Origin of the sequence: Mesorhizobium sp. B3-1-7 (assembly GCF_006439385.1) — a bacterium.
Classification (GTDB): Bacteria; Pseudomonadota; Alphaproteobacteria; order Rhizobiales; family Rhizobiaceae; genus Mesorhizobium.
The window spans coordinates 1-16,371 of sequence record NZ_VFTL01000014.1; the positions used below are offsets into that span (position 1 = coordinate 1).

Here is a 16,371-nt window from a genome sequence, read left to right on the forward strand (position 1 = left end):
TTGTGGCCAAACTGAACTGGGACAGCGGCCGTCTAATGCAGAGAAGGTATACGCAAGCGGGACAACAGTGCCGCCAGTTCGGCCTGCCGGCACGTCCCCGTTTTCGCAAAGACAGCCCGCAGCTGCGTTCGGGCAGTCTCCCGGCTGCCCAATTTTGCGCTCGCTGTGCGAATGCCTTCTCCGGATGCCAATTGCGAGGCTAGGCGGGCTTCCGCTCTTGTCAGCTTGAAAGTCAGCCTCAGCAATTGCTCATTTAGAACCGGTTCGGTCATAAGATTTGTGAAATACAGCAGAATGTCGCCTCCACTGAACAGATCATGCCCTAGTGCAGTCATGGGCATCATCTCCGCTATGAGCCAGGGGGAACCCTGGCGTGCAATGACGACAGGTTTGGACCGAACCGACACAACCGAAACGGCGGCTCTGAGGAAGCCCTGAAGACGGGCGTCACTCGGCTGATCGATCGCGCGGATTCGGCCGCGTCGGACAACGAGGTCGGAGCCGAACAGGGCCGCTGCGCGTTCGTTAAACCGCCTCACGCATCCACGACTGTCTAGCAGCACTGCGCCACAATTGAGCCGATCAAGAGTAGCTAGGCTCGGACCGACAGACAGTTCCCCGAACTTCTCTGCTGCACTGATGACCCGGCTCAAGTCCGGCGCCACCCTCAGGAAATGGTCAGCTTCGCTCGGGTAGAACGGTCCGATATGAGCATCGCGGTACAGCGACACACACCATTTGCGGTTGTTCACCACTGTGCCGACGGAGGCCCACCATTCTCGGTGTCCAGGACGGGCGATCTCTCGATAATAAGGCAGAACCTTCCGCTCCTCCGGAGTTGTGATTTCGTCCTCTTCCGATCGACCATCGGGTTGACGCGCTGAGATGATGTGCTTCGTTCCACGCCGCGCTGCACAAACAGGACAGGCACGAGGCCGACTGTTCGCTGTCGCGGTAAGCTTAACAATGTCGATGTCGGCCGCGGCGGAGCCGGTTGCCTCGGTGGATCTCGAACTGGTTCTTAGCGTCGACGTATCTTCTTCAATGAGCGAGGCGGAACAACGGCTGCAGCGGCAAGGCCATATCGAAGCGTTCCAGGATGCCAAAGTTTGGCAGTCAATCAAATCCGGCCGGCGCGGCAGAATCGGCATAACCTATGTCGAATGGGCAGGCCCGAACCACCAGAGCGTGCGCATTCCATGGACTATTCTAGAAGGGCCCGAAGATGCCGCCGCCTTCGTCCAGGCGCTGCGGGCCCAACCAATCGTCAGAGGGCTCGGCACATCAATCTCGGGGGCGCTTCTGTTGGCGGGCAAGCTGCTGGCGGGTGGGCCCGCAGGCGATCGCCAAGTCATCGATGTTTCTGGAGACGGGCCCAACAATGCCGGTCTACCTCTGCAACCGGTGCACGACGCGCTCATAGCCGACGGCGTGACCATCAATGGACTGGTGATCTCGCTGCACCACACGACACGCTCGATAGCTTTGGGCCGGGCTTTGTTGAGTTCTATTATGAGAGCTGTGTTATTGGCGGTTCCGGGACGTTCATTGTCACCGTCGCGAGCACAGCCGACTTTGCAAACGCGATCCGAAGCAAGCTCGTGAATGAAATTGCGGGCTTGCCCGCAAGCGCACACGCTGCAGCTTATAAGGTTCACTTAGGACCGCTTGTCGATTGCGACACGGTCGGAGAGGCACCTGGACGATAATGAGCCCCTATCGGATATTTCGCAGCCACCCATTTGTCACGGGCGTAACCAAACGGGAGCCGGAAGGCTTCACCCGTGCGCATACGCCTCGAGTCGGGCCCAAAATCGGCGCTCGATCCCCACGGGCCGCTGACGATCACACGCCGTAGGTGCGATCCTTCGGCAGGAGAGCAAGGGCTTTGCTCCTCTCTTTCCGTTATCAACCGGTCGCTGAAAATCCGGCCCTTCTCGGACTCTCCTTCGGGAGAGTCCACTGCTCTCCTGACCAATGTGAAAAGGGCGTACAAAGTGGAGGCACCGAAATGTCCGTAAGCGCAAACAAGTCAGTTCGGTGCTGGAGCAGGTTCGTGGCCCTGAGACCGGTTCAACAGGGGCGGCCGAAGGAGCATCAGCATAGCGCCGCCGTAAGGCGGGATGCGGGACCGACAGCCCCGGCGAAGGGCGCCATATGATGACGACCAGTCCGGTTCCAGCGATACTGGTTTCGATGTGATCGATACCAAATGAAATCGGGTGAGAAATGCCGCGGAATCGTGCGTCGCGAAGCCAATTTCTGGATGCTGATGGCATCTAAAAGCCAAATACGATAGCCTCAACTCACCCATTGCAGCGAAGCCGGAACTGGCAGCTGGATGAGTGGGGGGAAAGGCGGTAGCGCTCTCCCGCTACCATTTCCCTACATTTTGGCTTTCGCGCACGCGGTCAGCCCTTGCGTTCCTGCAGGATGTTTCCGCCGTCCACGACGAGAACGGCGCCGTTGACATAACTGGCTGCGTCGGATGCCAGGAACAGCACGGCGGCCGCGACTTCCGCGGGGCTGCCGGCGCGGCCTAGCGGCGTGTTCCGGGCAGCGACAAGTTCCTCCGGCGTCGAGGCGCCCGTCGCGATCCACCCCGGCGCCACGGCATTGACGGTGACGCCGCTGCGGCCGACCTCCAGGGCAAGCGCATGCGTCAGGCCGACCATGCCGGCCTTGGCAGCGGAATAGGCGGCCTCGCCTTCATTGGATACGTAAGGCCCCGTCACCGAGGCCATGTTGACGACGCGCCCATGGCCGCGCTGCACCATGCCGGCCAGAAATCCGCGCGTGCTCAAAAAGGCGGTTTTCAGGCTGACATCGATGCCGCGGTCCCATTCGCTTTCGCTGAGATCGAGAAACCGCCGCTGCAACGCCGGCTGGGCGACGGTGCCCATCCCGGCATTGTTGACGAGGATATCGATTTCGCCGGTTTCGGCACGTAACCGCTCGACATCGCCGGAGAGCGTCAGGTCGGCCATGAAAGCGCGGACATCGAGCCCCTCCCCCCGCAGTTCCGCCGCTCGTTGCTCGACGCGTTTGGACGAAGCGGTGATGGTGACCGAAACACCTGCCTCGCCCAACGCACGCGCGATCGCGATACCGATGCCGTCGGCGGCGCCCGCGCCGGTCACCAGCGCCTTGCGGGATTTGCGAAACACGACCATTTGCCCTCCAGGATGCAGGTGCCGACATGCCGGCGCGGCCAATCACGCCCGCGATGAGCCGTACCGGTTCAATAACCGGCGGTGACGCCGAAATCGATCGAAAGCGCTGCCCCGGTGATCGGCGCCGCGCCCGGCTGGCAAAGATAGTGGATGAAGGAAGCAATCTCCTCCACCTGGATGAACCTTGCTCTGTCCCCTTGCGGATAGTGCCCGAGAAGCCGGCGCTTGTAGCCGTCGGGGTCGTCTGCGCCATAGGTTTTGGCCTGATATTCGATCATCGGCGTTGCCGTGTCGCCGGGGCAGACGGCATTGACCCTGATGCCTTGCGGGGCGAGCTCCAGCGCGAGAGCCTTGGTCAAAAGCACCAGCCCGCCCTTCGAGGCGCAATAGACGGCCGCCCCATTGTTGCCGACAATGCCGGCGTCGGAGGCAATGTTGACGATCACGCCTTGCGCGGCCGACAGATGCGGAATGGCGGCCGAGATCAGGAAGAACGCGCCCTTGAGATTGACGTCCAGCACCAGGTCCCACTGCTCCTCCTCGACCTCGCTTGCCGGCCCCTCCAGCCAGACGCCGGCGGCGTTGACGAGGATGTCGATGGCGCCGCCCCATTCCTTGGCCTTGCCCACCACCTCGCGGCAGGCGTCGACGGAGCGGATGTCGAGCGGCAAACCGATCACGTCCGCCCCGGTCGCGGCAATCTTCGCCACGGCGGCGTCGAGCTTGGGGCCGGCAAGATCGGCGAGCGCGATCCGCTCGCCGTCAGCGGCGAAGCGCAGTCCGGTCGCCAGACCCATTCCCCCGGCGCCGCCGGCGATGAGGATCGTCCTGCCAGCCATTCGATAACCTCCATGCAACGCAGCCCGGCAAAGGCAACCACGTCATTGGGCCATGTCGCATGGACCAGCCAGGCAAAACAATGATCTCAGCGCGCCGTGCCGCGCGCGATCATCCCAGCTCGAGCGTCGTGACGCCGAAAACCGTCGAGGGGGCGTTGCCGGGCTTGCCGCCCTTGTACATGCGTGTCGTCGTAAAGCCCGGAACCAAGCCGGCGGCTTGAAGCATGGCGGTGAATTGAACCTGGCCGGCCGGCACGTCGATATGCAATTCCTCGCCGGCCGTTGCGTCCGGGAGGTCCGCCACCATCGCCAGGGCCACGTCCGTCGCGTCGGCGAACAGCGGCCCGATCTTGAAACCCTCCCGGCATCGGCGCGCCACGCCGTAACCGGCGATACCGTCGGATCCGGCTGAGAGCAGCGCAATCCGCGGCTGCCGTAGCCACTCGCCAAGGAAGGCCTCGCGCGGCGCCGGGAAGCACTGGCGATCATAGGCGAACATCTCGGCCATGTCGCCAACCGTCACCGGCCGCATGTCGCCACCACCGGGCAAGCCGGCGGGGCGGCCGCTGTGGCGGACGGTCTCATAGGCTGGCACGAAGCCCATGCGCTGGTAGTTGGCCCGCTGCTCGACTACCCCGTCGAGACCGATGATGCGGTTGCCGAGGCGCGCCATGCCCGCGTCCCAGACCGCTTTGCCATGGCCTTCGCCACGCCGGTCGAGCCGGCATATGTAGAGGCCGATGAAGCCGAAGCCCGAGCCGTACGCGACAGCCGAAATGCCGGCCACCATCTCGCCGCCGACAAAAGCGCCGATGAATCCATCCGGATCGGCCGCCCGAAACGCCGTGGCATCGTGTATGCCCGGATTCCAGCCCTCCCTCGCCGCCCAGTCGACAAGCGTTTCCACTTCGCTGGCGGTCAGGGTCCGGATTGTTCTCGGCATCGTTTCACTCTGTGGCATGGGCTGCGCCATGGCCGGCCATCAACCGTCACGATAGGCCGCCGGCCGCGGGCTGCAAAGGCCGCGCGGATTATCGGCCGACGCCAGCCGCCCCCCCGCGGCCCCGATGGCGCGGAACCTGTGCCTGCTTGGCGGGACTCGTCGATTCAACGCAGGGCCGCGGCCCGGCTATTATCGGGACGGCTTTCCCGAACCGGTGCAAAGAGTTAGCAAGGAATGCACCACTTATTCGATCGTTGTTCCAATAGGCAACTGGACACAATCGGCGAAGACTGGGAATCTTCATTTGTCGTTGCTTGGAATCGCATGGAGTGCCGCAGGAAATGCCGCTGAGTGCCGCAGAGATCGCCCGTCATCCAGCAGCGCTTCGCGGTGTCCAGGAACAGGCCAAGGCGCTCATCCATATCTACGAAACGAGCCCGCGGCTAGCCGCCGTGTTTGCCACCCAGCAGCGTTGGCTGCTCGGCCATGTCGGCTTGGCGCTGCATTTCCGGCGCGATCCCGAAGACCGCCGCACCGAAATGACGATGGCACGTTTCATCGAGGTCGTACGCCGCAATTCGGTGGCCAGCCGCAACACCGCCGAGGCGTTCGTCAAGGAGATGCTGCACTACGACATCGCCGAATATATTTCGGCCAGCGGCGATGGCCGCGCCCACCCCATGCGGGTCACGGCGGGCACCATCGAGACTTTCACCGGCTGGATTTACGCGCATCTGACGACGCTCGACCGCATAGACGGCGGAACCCGGCTGGCGGCCTTCCTCGAGCGGCCCGAAATGCTGCCTGTCTTGCAGCCGCTGATCGCCGACGGATTGCTCGCCAGCGACGGCGTGCGGGAGCCCGGAAAGACTTTTTCGTTATTTATCTGGCTGAACAACGGCGGTATCGTCATGGACTGGCTGATGTGTGGCATCGATCCGGAGGACGTCCATCTCGACAAGATACCGACCGGCGTTATCTCGGTCAGCGAATTCGCGCACTGGCTGAAGCTCTCACGCACGCATCTGGCGCGCAAACTCCATGATGCCGAGGCGCTCGGCAGCATCGGCTGGGTCGGCCAGCGCGGTCATTCCGTGATGTGGGTTTCGAGGGCTTTCTTCGACGAGTACATGGCCGTCCAGGCAGCCAAGCTCGCCGTCGTCGACGAGGCCTTCGAAGCCTGTATCTCAGCTCCGCAACGCCGCTGACAGCCGGAGATCGGCGCAACTCGCGCAAAACCGGCCCGCTACTGGCAGGCGCCAGCCAAAACTGCTATCCGCAACTTGCGAGCATGACAGCATCTTTGGGTGGAAGCTGGGAGGGTGCGTTGACCTATGAAGACATTGCCGGTCACCCGGCATTGCCCGCTTGCGTGCGCGCGCAAGCCATGGCGATGCAGCAGGCCTATCAAGGAAACCCGCGAGCCTCCTCGGTCTTTGCCACCCAGCAACGCTGGCTGATGGCGCATATCGGTCTTGCCCTGCATTTCCGCCGGGATCCCAGCGACTATCGAAAGGAACTGACCGCGGCGCGTTTTGCCGACGTTACCGTTCAGCATGCGGTGGCAAGCCGAAACACGGCTCATGCCTTCATCAAGGAAATGCAGCACTATAATTTCCTCGAGACCGGGCCGACGGCCGATGACGGCCGCATTCGCCCCCTGCAACTGCCCGCCATGACCCTGGAGCCGTTGATCGGCTGGATCCAGATCCATCTGAGCACGCTCGATGCCCTTGACGGCGGGAACCGGCTGGAAACCTTCCAGGCAAGGCCGCAGATGCTTGCCAAGCTGCAGCCGCTGATCGCGGACGGCCTGATTTCCTCCGTGCCGGTGCGCGAGCCGCAACAGACTTTCTCGCTGTTCACCTGGCTCAACAATGGCGGCGTCGTCATGGACTGGCTGATCTCCGGCGTCGACCCGCGGAATGCCGGCCAGGAGCGCATCCCGACGGGCGTCCTCTCCATCGGCGACTTCGCCAAATGGCTGAAGCTGTCGCGCACCCACCTTGCGCGCAAGTTGCGCGACGCCGAGGCGCTCGGCAGCGTCGGCTGGCTCGGGCAGCGCGGCCATTCCGTCATGTGGATCTCGAACGAATTCTACGGCGAATACCTCGCCGCGCAGGCGGTCAAGCTCGCCATCATCGACGCGGCTTTCGCCGCCACCGCGACGCAAGGGATGGGTTGACCGCTTCTATCCGGCCTTCAGGATGGCGGAAAAACGCGGATCGAAGGCCCGGCTGATCGGCTCTGCCGCGGCGCCCACCGCGATCGCCCAGGGATCGGTGGTGCCGAGTTGCAGTCGAGGCAGGCGCCGGACGGGACGATCCGCGATCGACGGCAGCAGCGGATGCATGGCTTGAAGCAGGAGCCGGGCCAGCGCCTCGGGCGCGCTGCTGGTGAGGATGACGGTTTGCGGATCGAAGATCGTCTCGATCAGATGCACGCTCCAGCGCAGGTCGGACGCGGCTTTCTCGACCCAGCCCATGACCCGCGGATCCCGCGCAAGCGCCAGCGCGCCGAGCGTCTCGTAGAGACCCCTCTCGGTGGGGTCGAGGCCAAGATGCTGGTAGAGCGAGGCCAGCGATGCACGGTGTTCGAGCGGCGTGGAACCGGGGCCGGCCGGCGCAAGCAACGCCATGCCGATCTCGCCCGCATTGCCGTTGCCGCCGCTATAGAGTTCCCCGTTGAGAATCAGCCCGGCGGCTATGCCGTAACCGACATAAAGGCAGACGGCGTGATCGACGCCATGCGCCGCGCCGACGATCCGCTCCGCAGTCGCGCAGGCCGCCGCGTCGTTCTGCAGGCCGACATTGAGCCCAGTGCCGGCCGCAAGCGCCTGCACTAGGGGAAATTGCTGCCAGGCCGGCATCATCCATTTGTTGTCGGGGTTCTTCAGCCCGAACGGTCCCGGCATGGCGACGCCCAACCCGACCAGCCGCCGCTCGGACTGGGCAAACAAGGAAGCCAGCTCGCGCCTGACGCGGTCGACGAGGCCGAGGATGATCTTGACGCCCGCCGAAGGCTCGTCGAGCGGCAGCCCCGCCTCGGCGCGCGCGATCACCTTGCCGACGAGGTCGACCACCACGACGCGCGTCAAATGCCGGTCGATCTGCAGCCCGATGGCGAAGGCTCCCTCGGGAACCAGCCGGTAGGGTGTGAAGGGCTGCCCCCTGCCCTTGCGCACCGCATCCAGCGCGACAACCAGCCCGTCGCGCTCGAGATCCTCGATGATGTTGGAAACCGCCTGCTTGGTAAGCTGCGTCGCCCGCGCCAGGTCGGCGCGCGAAAGCGCGCCGTTGAGCCGCAGCGCCTCGATCATGACGCGGCGGTTATGCGCGCTGGTACCCTCCTGGTTGGTGCCGCTTTTGGCACGGATCGGGCTGATGTCGTGCACCGCGTTTCCCCTCTTGACTCCATTAAAGGATTGATCGACTAATTAAGTCAAGCGAATTGACTTAATAGGTGAGACCCCTGCTGCTCTACAAAAAGACGGCAAAAGCTTTTGGGCTCCGCCGCAGGCCGTTGGGGACGGATCCGGTCAGACGCGATGCGAATTTGGGGAAGCGGCGCAGTCCTGGCCGCCCACTCGCAGTTGTCGAAAATGGGAGAAAGACAAATGCTGAAATCGATCGGTAAGACACTTCTGGGCGCGGTGTTCGTCGGCGGACTGCTCGTCCCGCACGCCTTTGCTGAAACCACCTTGAACGCGCTCTTCATGGCCCAGGCCGCCTATAGCGAGGCCGACGTGCGCTCGATGACGGAGGCCTTCACCAAGGCCAATCCGGACATCAAGGTCAATCTCGAATTCGTCCCCTATGAAGGCCTGCACGACAAGACCGTGCTCGCCCAAGGATCCGGCGGCGGCTACGACGTGGTGCTGTTCGACGTCATCTGGCCGGCCGAATATGCGACCAACAAGGTGCTGGTCGACGTGTCGTCGAAGATCACCGACGACATGAAGAAGGGCGTGCTGCCCGGCGCCTGGACCACCGTCCAGTATGACGGCAAGTACTATGGCATGCCGTGGATCCTCGACACCAAGTATTTGTTCTACAATAAGGAAATCCTCGAAAAGGCCGGCATCAAGGCGCCACCAAAGACCTGGGAAGAACTCGGCCAGCAGGCCAAGGTCATCCAGGACAAGGGCCTGCTGAAGACGCCGATCGCCTGGAGTTGGTCGCAGGCCGAAGCCGCCGTTTGTGACTACACCACGCTGGTCAGCGCCTATGGCGGCGACTTCCTCAAGGACGGCAAGCCCGACTTCCAGAACGGCGGCGGCCTATCGGCGCTGAAATACATGGTCGACAGCTACAAGTCGGGCCTGACCAATCCGAATTCGAAGGAATTCCTGGAAGAAGACGTCCGCAAGGTGTTCGAGAACGGCGATGCCGCTTTCGCGCTGAACTGGACCTACATGTACAACATGGCCAACGATCCGAAGGACTCCAAGGTCGCGGGCAAGGTCGGCGTGGTGCCGGCGCCGGGCGTTGCCGGCACCAGCGAGGTCTCGGCCGTCAATGGCTCGATGGGCCTTGGCATCACCGCGGTGTCGAAGCACCAGGACGAAGCCTGGAAATACATCGAGTTCATGACCTCGCAGGCGACGCAGAACCAGTATGCCAAGCTCTCGCTGCCGATCTGGGCCTCGTCCTATGACGATCCGACCGTCACCAAGGGCCAGGAAGAACTGATCGCCGCCGCCAAGCTCGGTCTCGCCGCGATGTATCCGCGCCCGACCACGCCGAAATATCAGCAGCTGTCGACGGCACTGCAGCAGGCGATCCAGGAATCGCTGCTCGGCCAGACGGCGCCGGAAGACGCGCTCAAGACCGCTGCCGAAAACAGCGGCCTCTGATCCGGCGTTCCCCGACGGGCGGGCGGCCTCATACAGGAGCGCCGCCCGTGCTATTTCTGACCGGATGAAGGAAGAGAGGCGCCATGTCAGGCACCTGGATGACGACTCGCGCGTGGCTGTTGATGCTGCCGCTTCTGGTGATCATGGTCGCCGTCATCGGCTGGCCGTTAGTCGATACGGTCAGACTCTCCTTCACCGACGCCCAGCTGGTCGGCACGGCTGGCAATTACGTCGGCTTCGACAACTACACCAAGATGCTGACGAGCTCGAACTTCAGCCGCACGTTGGTCACAACCACCTGGTTTGCGGTCATCTCGGTCGCCGCCGAGATGGTGATCGGCGTGCTTGCGGCTCTTCTGCTCAATCAGGAATTCCGTGGCCGCGCGGTCTTGCGCGGGCTGATGATCCTGCCATGGGCGCTGCCCACCGTCGTCAACGCGACGCTCTGGCGGCTGATCTACAATCCCGAATATGGCGCGCTGAACGCAGCCTTGACGCAACTCCATCTCCTCGATGACTATCGCTCGTGGCTGGGTGAGCCCGGCACGGCGCTCGCGGCGCTGATTGTTGCCGACTGCTGGAAGAATTTTCCGCTTGTCGCGCTGATCGCGCTCGCCGCCCTGCAAGCGGTGCCGCGCGACATCACCGCAGCGGCGCTTGTCGATGGCGCCGGCCCGTTCAACCGCTTTCGTTTCGTCATCCTGCCCTATCTCGCCGGTCCGCTGATGGTGGCGCTGGTGCTGCGCACCATCGAGGCCTTCAAGGTCTTCGACATCATCTGGGTCATGACCCGCGGCGGCCCGGCCAACAGCACCCGCTCGCTGTCGATCCTCGTCTATCAGGAGGCCTTCTCCTTCCAGCGCGCCGGCTCCGGCGCATCGCTGGCGCTGATCGTCACCTTGCTCGTCACCGTGCTCGCCGTCGCCTATGCGACGCTGGTCAGGAAGACCGCGGGGAGTGCCGCCTGATGGAACGCAAGAGCCCGGTCTTCACCGCTTTCATCTATGTCTGCGCGATCCTGCTCGCCGCCGTGATCCTGGCGCCGCTTGCCTGGCTCTTCGTCATGAGCATATCGCCGGCGGCCGATCTTGCCGCCAAGCCGCTGCGCTGGTGGCCGCAGGCGGCCGACTTCTCCCGTTACGCGCAGCTCCTGTCGACCGCCGAAAACAGCGCCGGCGCCGCCTTCACCGCTTCGCTGCGCAACAGCCTGGAAGTCGCCGGCATGGCGACGCTTGCCGCTATCGTCCTTGCCGTGCCGGCCGGCTGGGCTGTCTCACGCACGCCTTCGGTAGGCTGGTCGCTGTCGATGGTGATCGCCACCTATATGCTGCCGCCGGTGGCGCTCTCCGTGCCGCTTTACATGGGCTTGTCCTACCTCGGCCTGCTCAACAACGTCTTCGGCCTCGCGCTGATCTATCTGACGATCCTCGCGCCCTTCACCACCTGGCTGATGAAATCGGGTTTCGATTCCATCCCGCGCGAGATCGAGGCCGCGGCGATGATCGACGGGGCCGGGCTGCTCCAGACGTGGCGCATCATCACCTTGCCGCTGGCGGCGCCCGTCGTGGCGACATCGGCGCTGTTTGCCGTGCTGCTTGCCTGGGACGAGTTCTTCTATGCCCTCCTCTTCACCTCGGACCAGCGGGCAAAGACCCTGACGGTCGCCATCGCCGATCTCGCCGGCGGTCGCGTTTCCGACTACGGACTGATCGCCACCGCCGGCGTGCTCGCGGCCTTGCCGCCGGTGCTGATCGGCCTCGTCATGCAACGCGCGCTGATCTCGGGCCTCACCAGCGGCGGAGTGAAAGGATAATCATGACTGCAGAGAAGAAACGCCCGGCAGGGCTTGTCGCAATCGACCGCGAAATGGCGCGTCAGCGTGGGGATGCGCTTGCCTCGTTCGAGAGCAATCGAAAGGCCGCCGCCGAGGTCGCCGCCTCGATCAGGAAGAACGGCAGGCTCGTCCTGCTCGGCATGGGCGCCTCGCATGCCGTCGCGCGCGCGGTCGAGCCGCTCTATCGCGCGCATGGCATCGATGCCATCGCGCTGCCCTTGTCGGAGCAGCTTGGACAGCCGCTTCCGCTTACAGGCCGGACCGTGCTCGTCACCTCGCAATCCGGTGAAAGCGCCGAAGTCCTGCGCTGGTTCTCCGAAACGGATCCGCAGGCTGACACCTTCGGCCTGACGCTGGAGGCCGGTTCCTTCCTCGGCCGTACGGTGCCTTGCCTCGTCGGCGCCGGCGGCTCCGAGCTTGCCTTTGCCGCGACCCGCAGCCTGACCGTGACCTTCGCCCTGCACCTCGCCATTCTCGCCGCGCTCGGCGAGGACCCCGCCGCCGCGCTCGCGGTGCTCAAGGCGACGGAGACGGTCGAGACCGATGCCGCGCTCGAGGCGCTGAGCACGGTCGCGACCGTCGTGACCTCCGGCCGCAGGCTGCAGGGCGTGGCTGAAGCCCTTGCGCTCGGCTTCACCGAATTGTCGCGCCTGCCTTGTTTCTCGCTCGAAGGCGGTCAGCTGCGCCACGGGCCAATGGAGATGCTGGGTCCAAGCATTGGCGTCGTGCTTTTCCGCGGCGATGACCCGACCGCCGACCTCGTCACCACGATGGCCCTGTCCGTCGTCGAGACCGGCGCGCCGCTGATCGTATTCGACGCTTCGGGCAAACCGCCGATCGCGGGTGCCGCGACACTCGCCTTCAAGCCCGCCACGGGCTTGGCGGCGATCTTTGCCATGCTGCCGGTTGCGCAACGCCTGATGATCGCCTTCGCCGATTCCCGCGTCGAGAATGCCGGAACGCCGGTGCGCACCACCAAGATCACCAGGAGCGAGTAATGCGGCCGCTCGTGGTGATCGGCAACGTCAATGTCGACCTGATCGTCGGCCCGGTCGCGCCATGGCCGAAAGCGGGCACGGAGACTGTCGTCGATCACGACGACCTGCGCGTCGGCGGCCAGGCCGGCAACACCGCGCTTGCCTGGCAGGCGCTGGGCATCGACTTCGAGATCGCCGCCAACATCGGTGACGACCAGTTCGGGCGCTGGCTGCGCGAGGCCTTCGGATACCGGGCGCAGAATTGGCCGGTTCGTCCCGAAGGCACGACATTGTCGGTCGGCATGACCCATCCCGATGGCGAGCGCACCTTCTTCACCACGCGCGGCCACCTGCCCCGGTTCAGCCTGGCTGACGTGCTCTCCGTGCTGGACGGCAATCGGCTTGCTGGCGGCTACGCGCTGCTCTGCGGCTCTTTCCTCACCGACGACCTGACGCGCGATTACGATGCTTTCTTCGACTGGGCCGAAGCGCATGGCATCGCCGTTGCGCTCGACACAGGCTGGCCGATCGACGGCTGGACGCAAGCGAACTGCACCGCCGCGCGCGGCTGGCTGTCGCGCTGCGCCCTGGCCCTCTTCAACGAAGTCGAGACGACCACGCTAGCCGGCCTGGCAAGTCCATCGGAAGCCGCGCGCAAGATCCGCGACGGCATGCGGGACGAAGCGACGGTCGTCGTCAAGCGCGGGCCGGACGGCGCGATCGCCATCGGCGCCGACGGCGAGCTCATTCAAGTGCCGGCACCTCGAGTCGCCGTCATCGACACGATCGGCGCCGGCGATGTCTTCAACGCCGCCTTCCTGGCGGCACTGGCACAGGGGCAATCGTTGGTGAAGTGCCTGTCCGCCGCCATCCAGGTGGCCTCGCGCGCCATCTCAACCTTGCCCCGCGATTATCGCGGACCGATCCAGTTCGAGGATGCTGTTCATGAGCGCGCTTGAAATTCGCGATGTCCGCAAGAATTACGGCAGCGTCGAGACGCTGAAAGGCATCGACATCGCGCTCGAAAATGGCGAGTTCCTGGTGCTGCTCGGTTCGTCGGGTTGCGGCAAGTCCACTTTGCTCAACATCATCGCCGGTCTCGCCGAGGCAACCAGCGGCGATGTGCTGATCGGCGGCAGGTCGGTGCTTGGCGTGCATCCGAAAAACCGCGACATCGCCATGGTCTTCCAGTCCTACGCGCTCTATCCGAACCTCACCGTCAGCCGCAACATCGGCTTCGGCCTTGAAATGCGCAAAGTCCCCGCCGCCGAGCGCGACAAGGCGGTGCGCGAGGCGGCAAGATTGCTGCGGATCGAGAACCTGCTCGACCGCAAGCCCGGCCAGCTCTCCGGCGGCCAGCGCCAGCGCGTCGCCATCGGCCGCGCTTTGGTGCGCAAGCCGCAGGTCTTCCTATTCGACGAGCCGCTCTCCAATCTTGACGCCAAGCTGCGGCTGGAAATGCGCACCGAACTGAAGCGCCTGCATGAGATGCTGCGCACCACGGTCGTCTACGTCACCCATGACCAGATCGAGGCGATGACGCTGGCGACCCGCATCGCCGTCATGCGCGACGGCCGCATCGAACAGCTGGGCACGCCGGAAGAAATCTACAACCACCCGGCGACGCTCTATGTCGCGGGCTTCGTCGGCGCGCCGTCGATGAACATGCTGGAAGCGACCGTCGAGGACGGCAAGCTGGCGATTGCAGGCACCGATGCGCGGCTGGCGATTCCGGCTCGCTACGCCGAGGCGGCCCGCAACAGTGCATCAGTTGTGGTCGGCATCAGGCCGGAAGCGCTCCGCCTTGGACCGGGCAGCGGCGCCGAACTGTCGCTGCCGGTGGAGATTGACGTCGTCGAACTGACCGGCCCCGAACAGGTCACCACCGCCCGGGTCGGCGCGCAAAGGCTGACGGCGACCTTGCCGCCGCAAGCCCGTGTCGCCAAGGGCCAGCCATGCGCGTTCGTCTTCGATGCGGACGCGCTCCGCCTCTTCGATCCGGCCACCGGCAAGGCTTTCTGACCAATCGCCCGCCTTCCGCCTGCATGGCCTGATCGATAGGCGGGCCGGGTCAGCTCGCGGGTGAGGGCTGACCCGTCGCTCGTCCTCAATCGATGTCGAACGACACACCCTGCGCCAGCGGCAGCGCCTTGGAGAAGTTCACCGTGTTGGTGGCGCGGCGCATGTAGGCCTTCCAGGCGTCCGAGCCGCTCTCGCGACCGCCGCCCGTCTCCTTCTCGCCACCGAACGCCCCGCCGATCTCGGCGCCCGAGGTGCCGATGTTGACGTTGGCGATGCCGCAATCCGAACCGTCGACGCCCAGGAACCGCTCCGATTCCTGCAGGTCACGGGTGAAGATCGACGACGACAGGCCCGCCGCCACCGCATTGTGCAGGTCGAGCGCCTCGTCGAAATCGGAATATTTCATCACATAGAGGATCGGCGCGAAGGTCTCTTCCGTCACCGGCGAAACCTGCTTCGGCATCTCGACCAGCGCCGGATGCGCGTAATAGGCGTCCGGATGGCCGTTCTCGACGCGCGCGCCGCCGGTCACCTTGCCGCCATGCGCCTCAGCTTCCTTCAGCGCCTTCTGCATGTTGTCGAAGGCGGCCTTGTCGATCAGCGGGCCGACCAGCGCCTTGCCTTCCAGCGGATTGCCGACCGAGACGGACTGATAGGCCTTCTTCAGCCGCGGCAAGAGCGCGTCATAGACGCTGTCATGCACGAACAGGCGTCTGAGCGTCGTGCAGCGCTGGCCGGCCGTGCCCATGGCGCCGAAGGCGATGGCGCGCAGCGCCATGTCGAGATCGGCGGTGGGCGTCACGATGCCGGCATTGTTGCCGCCGAGCTCCAGCACGGCACGGGCAAAACGCTTGGCGAGCCTAGGACCGACCTCCCGGCCCATGCGCGTCGAGCCGGTAGCCGAGACCAGCGGCACCTTGGGATGGTCGACCAGCACCTCGCCGGCGACGCGGTCGCCGATCAGCACCTGCAGCAGCCCTGCCGGCGCATCCTTGCCGAAACGCTTGACGGCGCGCTTGAAGATCGCCTCGCAGGCAAGTGCGGTCAGCGGGGTCTTTTCCGACGGCTTCCACACCACCGCATCGCCGCAGACGAAGGCAAGGGCTGCATTCCACGACCACACCGCGACCGGGAAGTTGAAGGCAGAGATCACGCCGACGACGCCGAGCGGATGCCAGGTCTCCATCATGCGGTGTCCGGGACGCTCGGTGGCGATCGTCAGGCCATAGAGCTGGCGCGAAAGGCCTACGGCGAAGTCGCAGATGTCGATCATTTCCTGCACTTCGCCGAGACCCTCGGACGGGATCTTGCCGACCTCGATCGACACCAGGCGGCCGAGCTCGTCCTTATGCGCGCGCAATTCCTCGCCGAGCAGACGCGCCAGTTCGCCCCGCTTCGGCCCCGGCACCAGCCGCCAGTCCTGGAAGGCCTTGTGTGCGGCATCGATGGCCTTGCCGGCATCGGCCGCCGAAATCGACTTCAGCGCCGCGATCTGCTCGCCCGTCACCGGGCTGCGCACGATCAGGTCGCCCCCCGAAAGCGCATCCCCGGCGACGCCCAGTTTCTCAAGAAGTGAAGCGGTTTCCTTCGCTAACGTCATTTTTGTCCCTTTCATATCCCGCCGCTCATAGGGCGGGCGTGGAAGCTATGCGCCACGTCCGTGCCGTCGGGCACAGCCGGGCGCTTTCATGGCGTGGCATTACGCGTTTCGGGGGAAAACCGCTACCC

General features: G+C 64.5%; 14 protein-coding genes. 9 read left to right on the forward strand and 5 right to left on the reverse strand.

Features of this window, described 5'->3' with window-relative positions:
- The first annotated feature begins 966 nt into the window (after positions 1-966).
- On the forward strand, positions 967-1,605 hold the full coding sequence (locus FJ417_RS13405) for a DUF1194 domain-containing protein (RefSeq protein ID WP_181183211.1): 639 nt from the start codon (positions 967-969) through the stop codon (positions 1,603-1,605).
- An 806-nt stretch (positions 1,606-2,411) separates the two neighbouring features.
- On the opposite strand, the gene FJ417_RS13415 is transcribed toward FJ417_RS13405, so the two are convergent.
- The 3 genes from FJ417_RS13415 to FJ417_RS13425 all read right to left on the reverse strand — a co-directional run bounded on the left by FJ417_RS13415 (position 2,412) and on the right by FJ417_RS13425 (position 4,955).
- On the reverse strand, positions 2,412-3,167 hold the full coding sequence (locus tag FJ417_RS13415) for an SDR family oxidoreductase (RefSeq protein WP_246687451.1): 756 nt from the start codon (positions 3,165-3,167) through the stop codon (positions 2,412-2,414).
- Between the two features lie 74 nt (positions 3,168-3,241).
- Positions 3,242-4,012: an SDR family oxidoreductase gene (locus FJ417_RS13420; protein ID WP_140653223.1), complete on the reverse strand. Its 771-nt coding sequence runs from the start codon at positions 4,010-4,012 to the stop codon at positions 3,242-3,244.
- A 109-nt stretch (positions 4,013-4,121) separates the two neighbouring features.
- Positions 4,122-4,955 carry a GNAT family N-acetyltransferase gene (locus tag FJ417_RS13425; RefSeq protein ID WP_140783789.1) on the reverse strand — a complete coding sequence of 278 codons (834 nt, stop codon included), beginning with the start codon at positions 4,953-4,955 and terminating at the stop codon, positions 4,122-4,124.
- Between the two features lie 341 nt (positions 4,956-5,296).
- On the opposite strand from FJ417_RS13425, the gene FJ417_RS13430 reads away from it, so the two are divergent.
- A complete protein-coding gene (locus FJ417_RS13430; RefSeq protein WP_140783790.1) occupies positions 5,297-6,163 on the forward strand; it encodes a hypothetical protein in 867 nt (288 codons plus the stop codon).
- A gap of 83 nt (positions 6,164-6,246) precedes the next feature.
- Entirely contained in the window at positions 6,247-7,140 is an 894-nt protein-coding gene (locus FJ417_RS13435) for a hypothetical protein (protein WP_140783791.1), read from the forward strand.
- A 6-nt stretch (positions 7,141-7,146) separates the two neighbouring features.
- Here the strand turns inward: FJ417_RS13435 and FJ417_RS13440 are convergent, their stop codons facing one another.
- On the reverse strand, positions 7,147-8,349 hold the full coding sequence (locus FJ417_RS13440; RefSeq protein ID WP_140645638.1) for an ROK family transcriptional regulator: 1,203 nt from the start codon (positions 8,347-8,349) through the stop codon (positions 7,147-7,149).
- 222 nt (positions 8,350-8,571) lie between these two features.
- Here FJ417_RS13440 and FJ417_RS13445 point away from each other — a divergent pair, with 222 nt between their 5' ends.
- The 6 genes from FJ417_RS13445 (at position 8,572) to ugpC (ending at position 14,643) form a co-directional block, all read left to right on the forward strand.
- Positions 8,572-9,810, forward strand: coding sequence for an extracellular solute-binding protein (locus FJ417_RS13445; protein ID WP_140783792.1), 1,239 nt, complete (start codon positions 8,572-8,574; stop codon positions 9,808-9,810).
- Between the two features lie 83 nt (positions 9,811-9,893).
- The gene (locus FJ417_RS13450; RefSeq protein WP_140645640.1) at positions 9,894-10,778 is read left to right on the forward strand and encodes a sugar ABC transporter permease; all 885 of its coding nucleotides are present in this window, start codon (positions 9,894-9,896) and stop codon (positions 10,776-10,778) included.
- Entirely contained in the window at positions 10,778-11,623 is an 846-nt protein-coding gene (locus FJ417_RS13455; protein WP_140645641.1) for a carbohydrate ABC transporter permease, read from the forward strand. Before FJ417_RS13450 ends, FJ417_RS13455 begins: the two co-directional genes overlap by 1 nt.
- Before the next feature lie 2 nt (positions 11,624-11,625).
- Entirely contained in the window at positions 11,626-12,642 is a 1,017-nt protein-coding gene (locus tag FJ417_RS13460; RefSeq protein ID WP_140783793.1) for an SIS domain-containing protein, read from the forward strand.
- On the forward strand, positions 12,642-13,580 hold the full coding sequence (locus FJ417_RS13465; protein WP_140783794.1) for a PfkB family carbohydrate kinase: 939 nt from the start codon (positions 12,642-12,644) through the stop codon (positions 13,578-13,580). Before FJ417_RS13460 ends, FJ417_RS13465 begins: the two co-directional genes overlap by 1 nt.
- The gene (gene ugpC / locus FJ417_RS13470; RefSeq protein ID WP_140783795.1) at positions 13,567-14,643 is read left to right on the forward strand and encodes a sn-glycerol-3-phosphate ABC transporter ATP-binding protein UgpC; all 1,077 of its coding nucleotides are present in this window, start codon (positions 13,567-13,569) and stop codon (positions 14,641-14,643) included. Before FJ417_RS13465 ends, ugpC begins: the two co-directional genes overlap by 14 nt.
- Before the next feature lie 85 nt (positions 14,644-14,728).
- Here the strand turns inward: ugpC and FJ417_RS13475 are convergent, their stop codons facing one another.
- Positions 14,729-16,243, reverse strand: coding sequence for an aldehyde dehydrogenase family protein (locus tag FJ417_RS13475; protein ID WP_140783796.1), 1,515 nt, complete (start codon positions 16,241-16,243; stop codon positions 14,729-14,731).
- Between the last annotated feature and the right edge of the window lie 128 nt (positions 16,244-16,371).

Excerpts from the sequence above, each read along its gene's own strand:
- FJ417_RS13405 (WP_181183211.1), top strand. The coding sequence starts at position 967 with ATGTCGATGTCGGCCGCGGCGGAGCCGGTTGCCTCGGTGGATCTCGAA.
- FJ417_RS13420 (WP_140653223.1), bottom strand. The coding sequence starts at position 4,012 with ATGGCTGGCAGGACGATCCTCATCGCCGGCGGCGCCGGGGGAATGGGT.
- FJ417_RS13425 (WP_140783789.1), bottom strand. The coding sequence starts at position 4,955 with ATGCCGAGAACAATCCGGACCCTGACCGCCAGCGAAGTGGAAACGCTT.
- FJ417_RS13430 (WP_140783790.1), top strand. The coding sequence starts at position 5,297 with ATGCCGCTGAGTGCCGCAGAGATCGCCCGTCATCCAGCAGCGCTTCGC.
- FJ417_RS13435 (WP_140783791.1), top strand. The coding sequence starts at position 6,247 with ATGACAGCATCTTTGGGTGGAAGCTGGGAGGGTGCGTTGACCTATGAA.
- FJ417_RS13445 (WP_140783792.1), top strand. The coding sequence starts at position 8,572 with ATGCTGAAATCGATCGGTAAGACACTTCTGGGCGCGGTGTTCGTCGGC.
- FJ417_RS13450 (WP_140645640.1), top strand. The coding sequence starts at position 9,894 with ATGTCAGGCACCTGGATGACGACTCGCGCGTGGCTGTTGATGCTGCCG.
- FJ417_RS13455 (WP_140645641.1), top strand. The coding sequence starts at position 10,778 with ATGGAACGCAAGAGCCCGGTCTTCACCGCTTTCATCTATGTCTGCGCG.
- FJ417_RS13460 (WP_140783793.1), top strand. The coding sequence starts at position 11,626 with ATGACTGCAGAGAAGAAACGCCCGGCAGGGCTTGTCGCAATCGACCGC.
- FJ417_RS13465 (WP_140783794.1), top strand. The coding sequence starts at position 12,642 with ATGCGGCCGCTCGTGGTGATCGGCAACGTCAATGTCGACCTGATCGTC.
- ugpC (WP_140783795.1), top strand. The coding sequence starts at position 13,567 with ATGAGCGCGCTTGAAATTCGCGATGTCCGCAAGAATTACGGCAGCGTC.
- FJ417_RS13475 (WP_140783796.1), bottom strand. The coding sequence starts at position 16,243 with ATGACGTTAGCGAAGGAAACCGCTTCACTTCTTGAGAAACTGGGCGTC.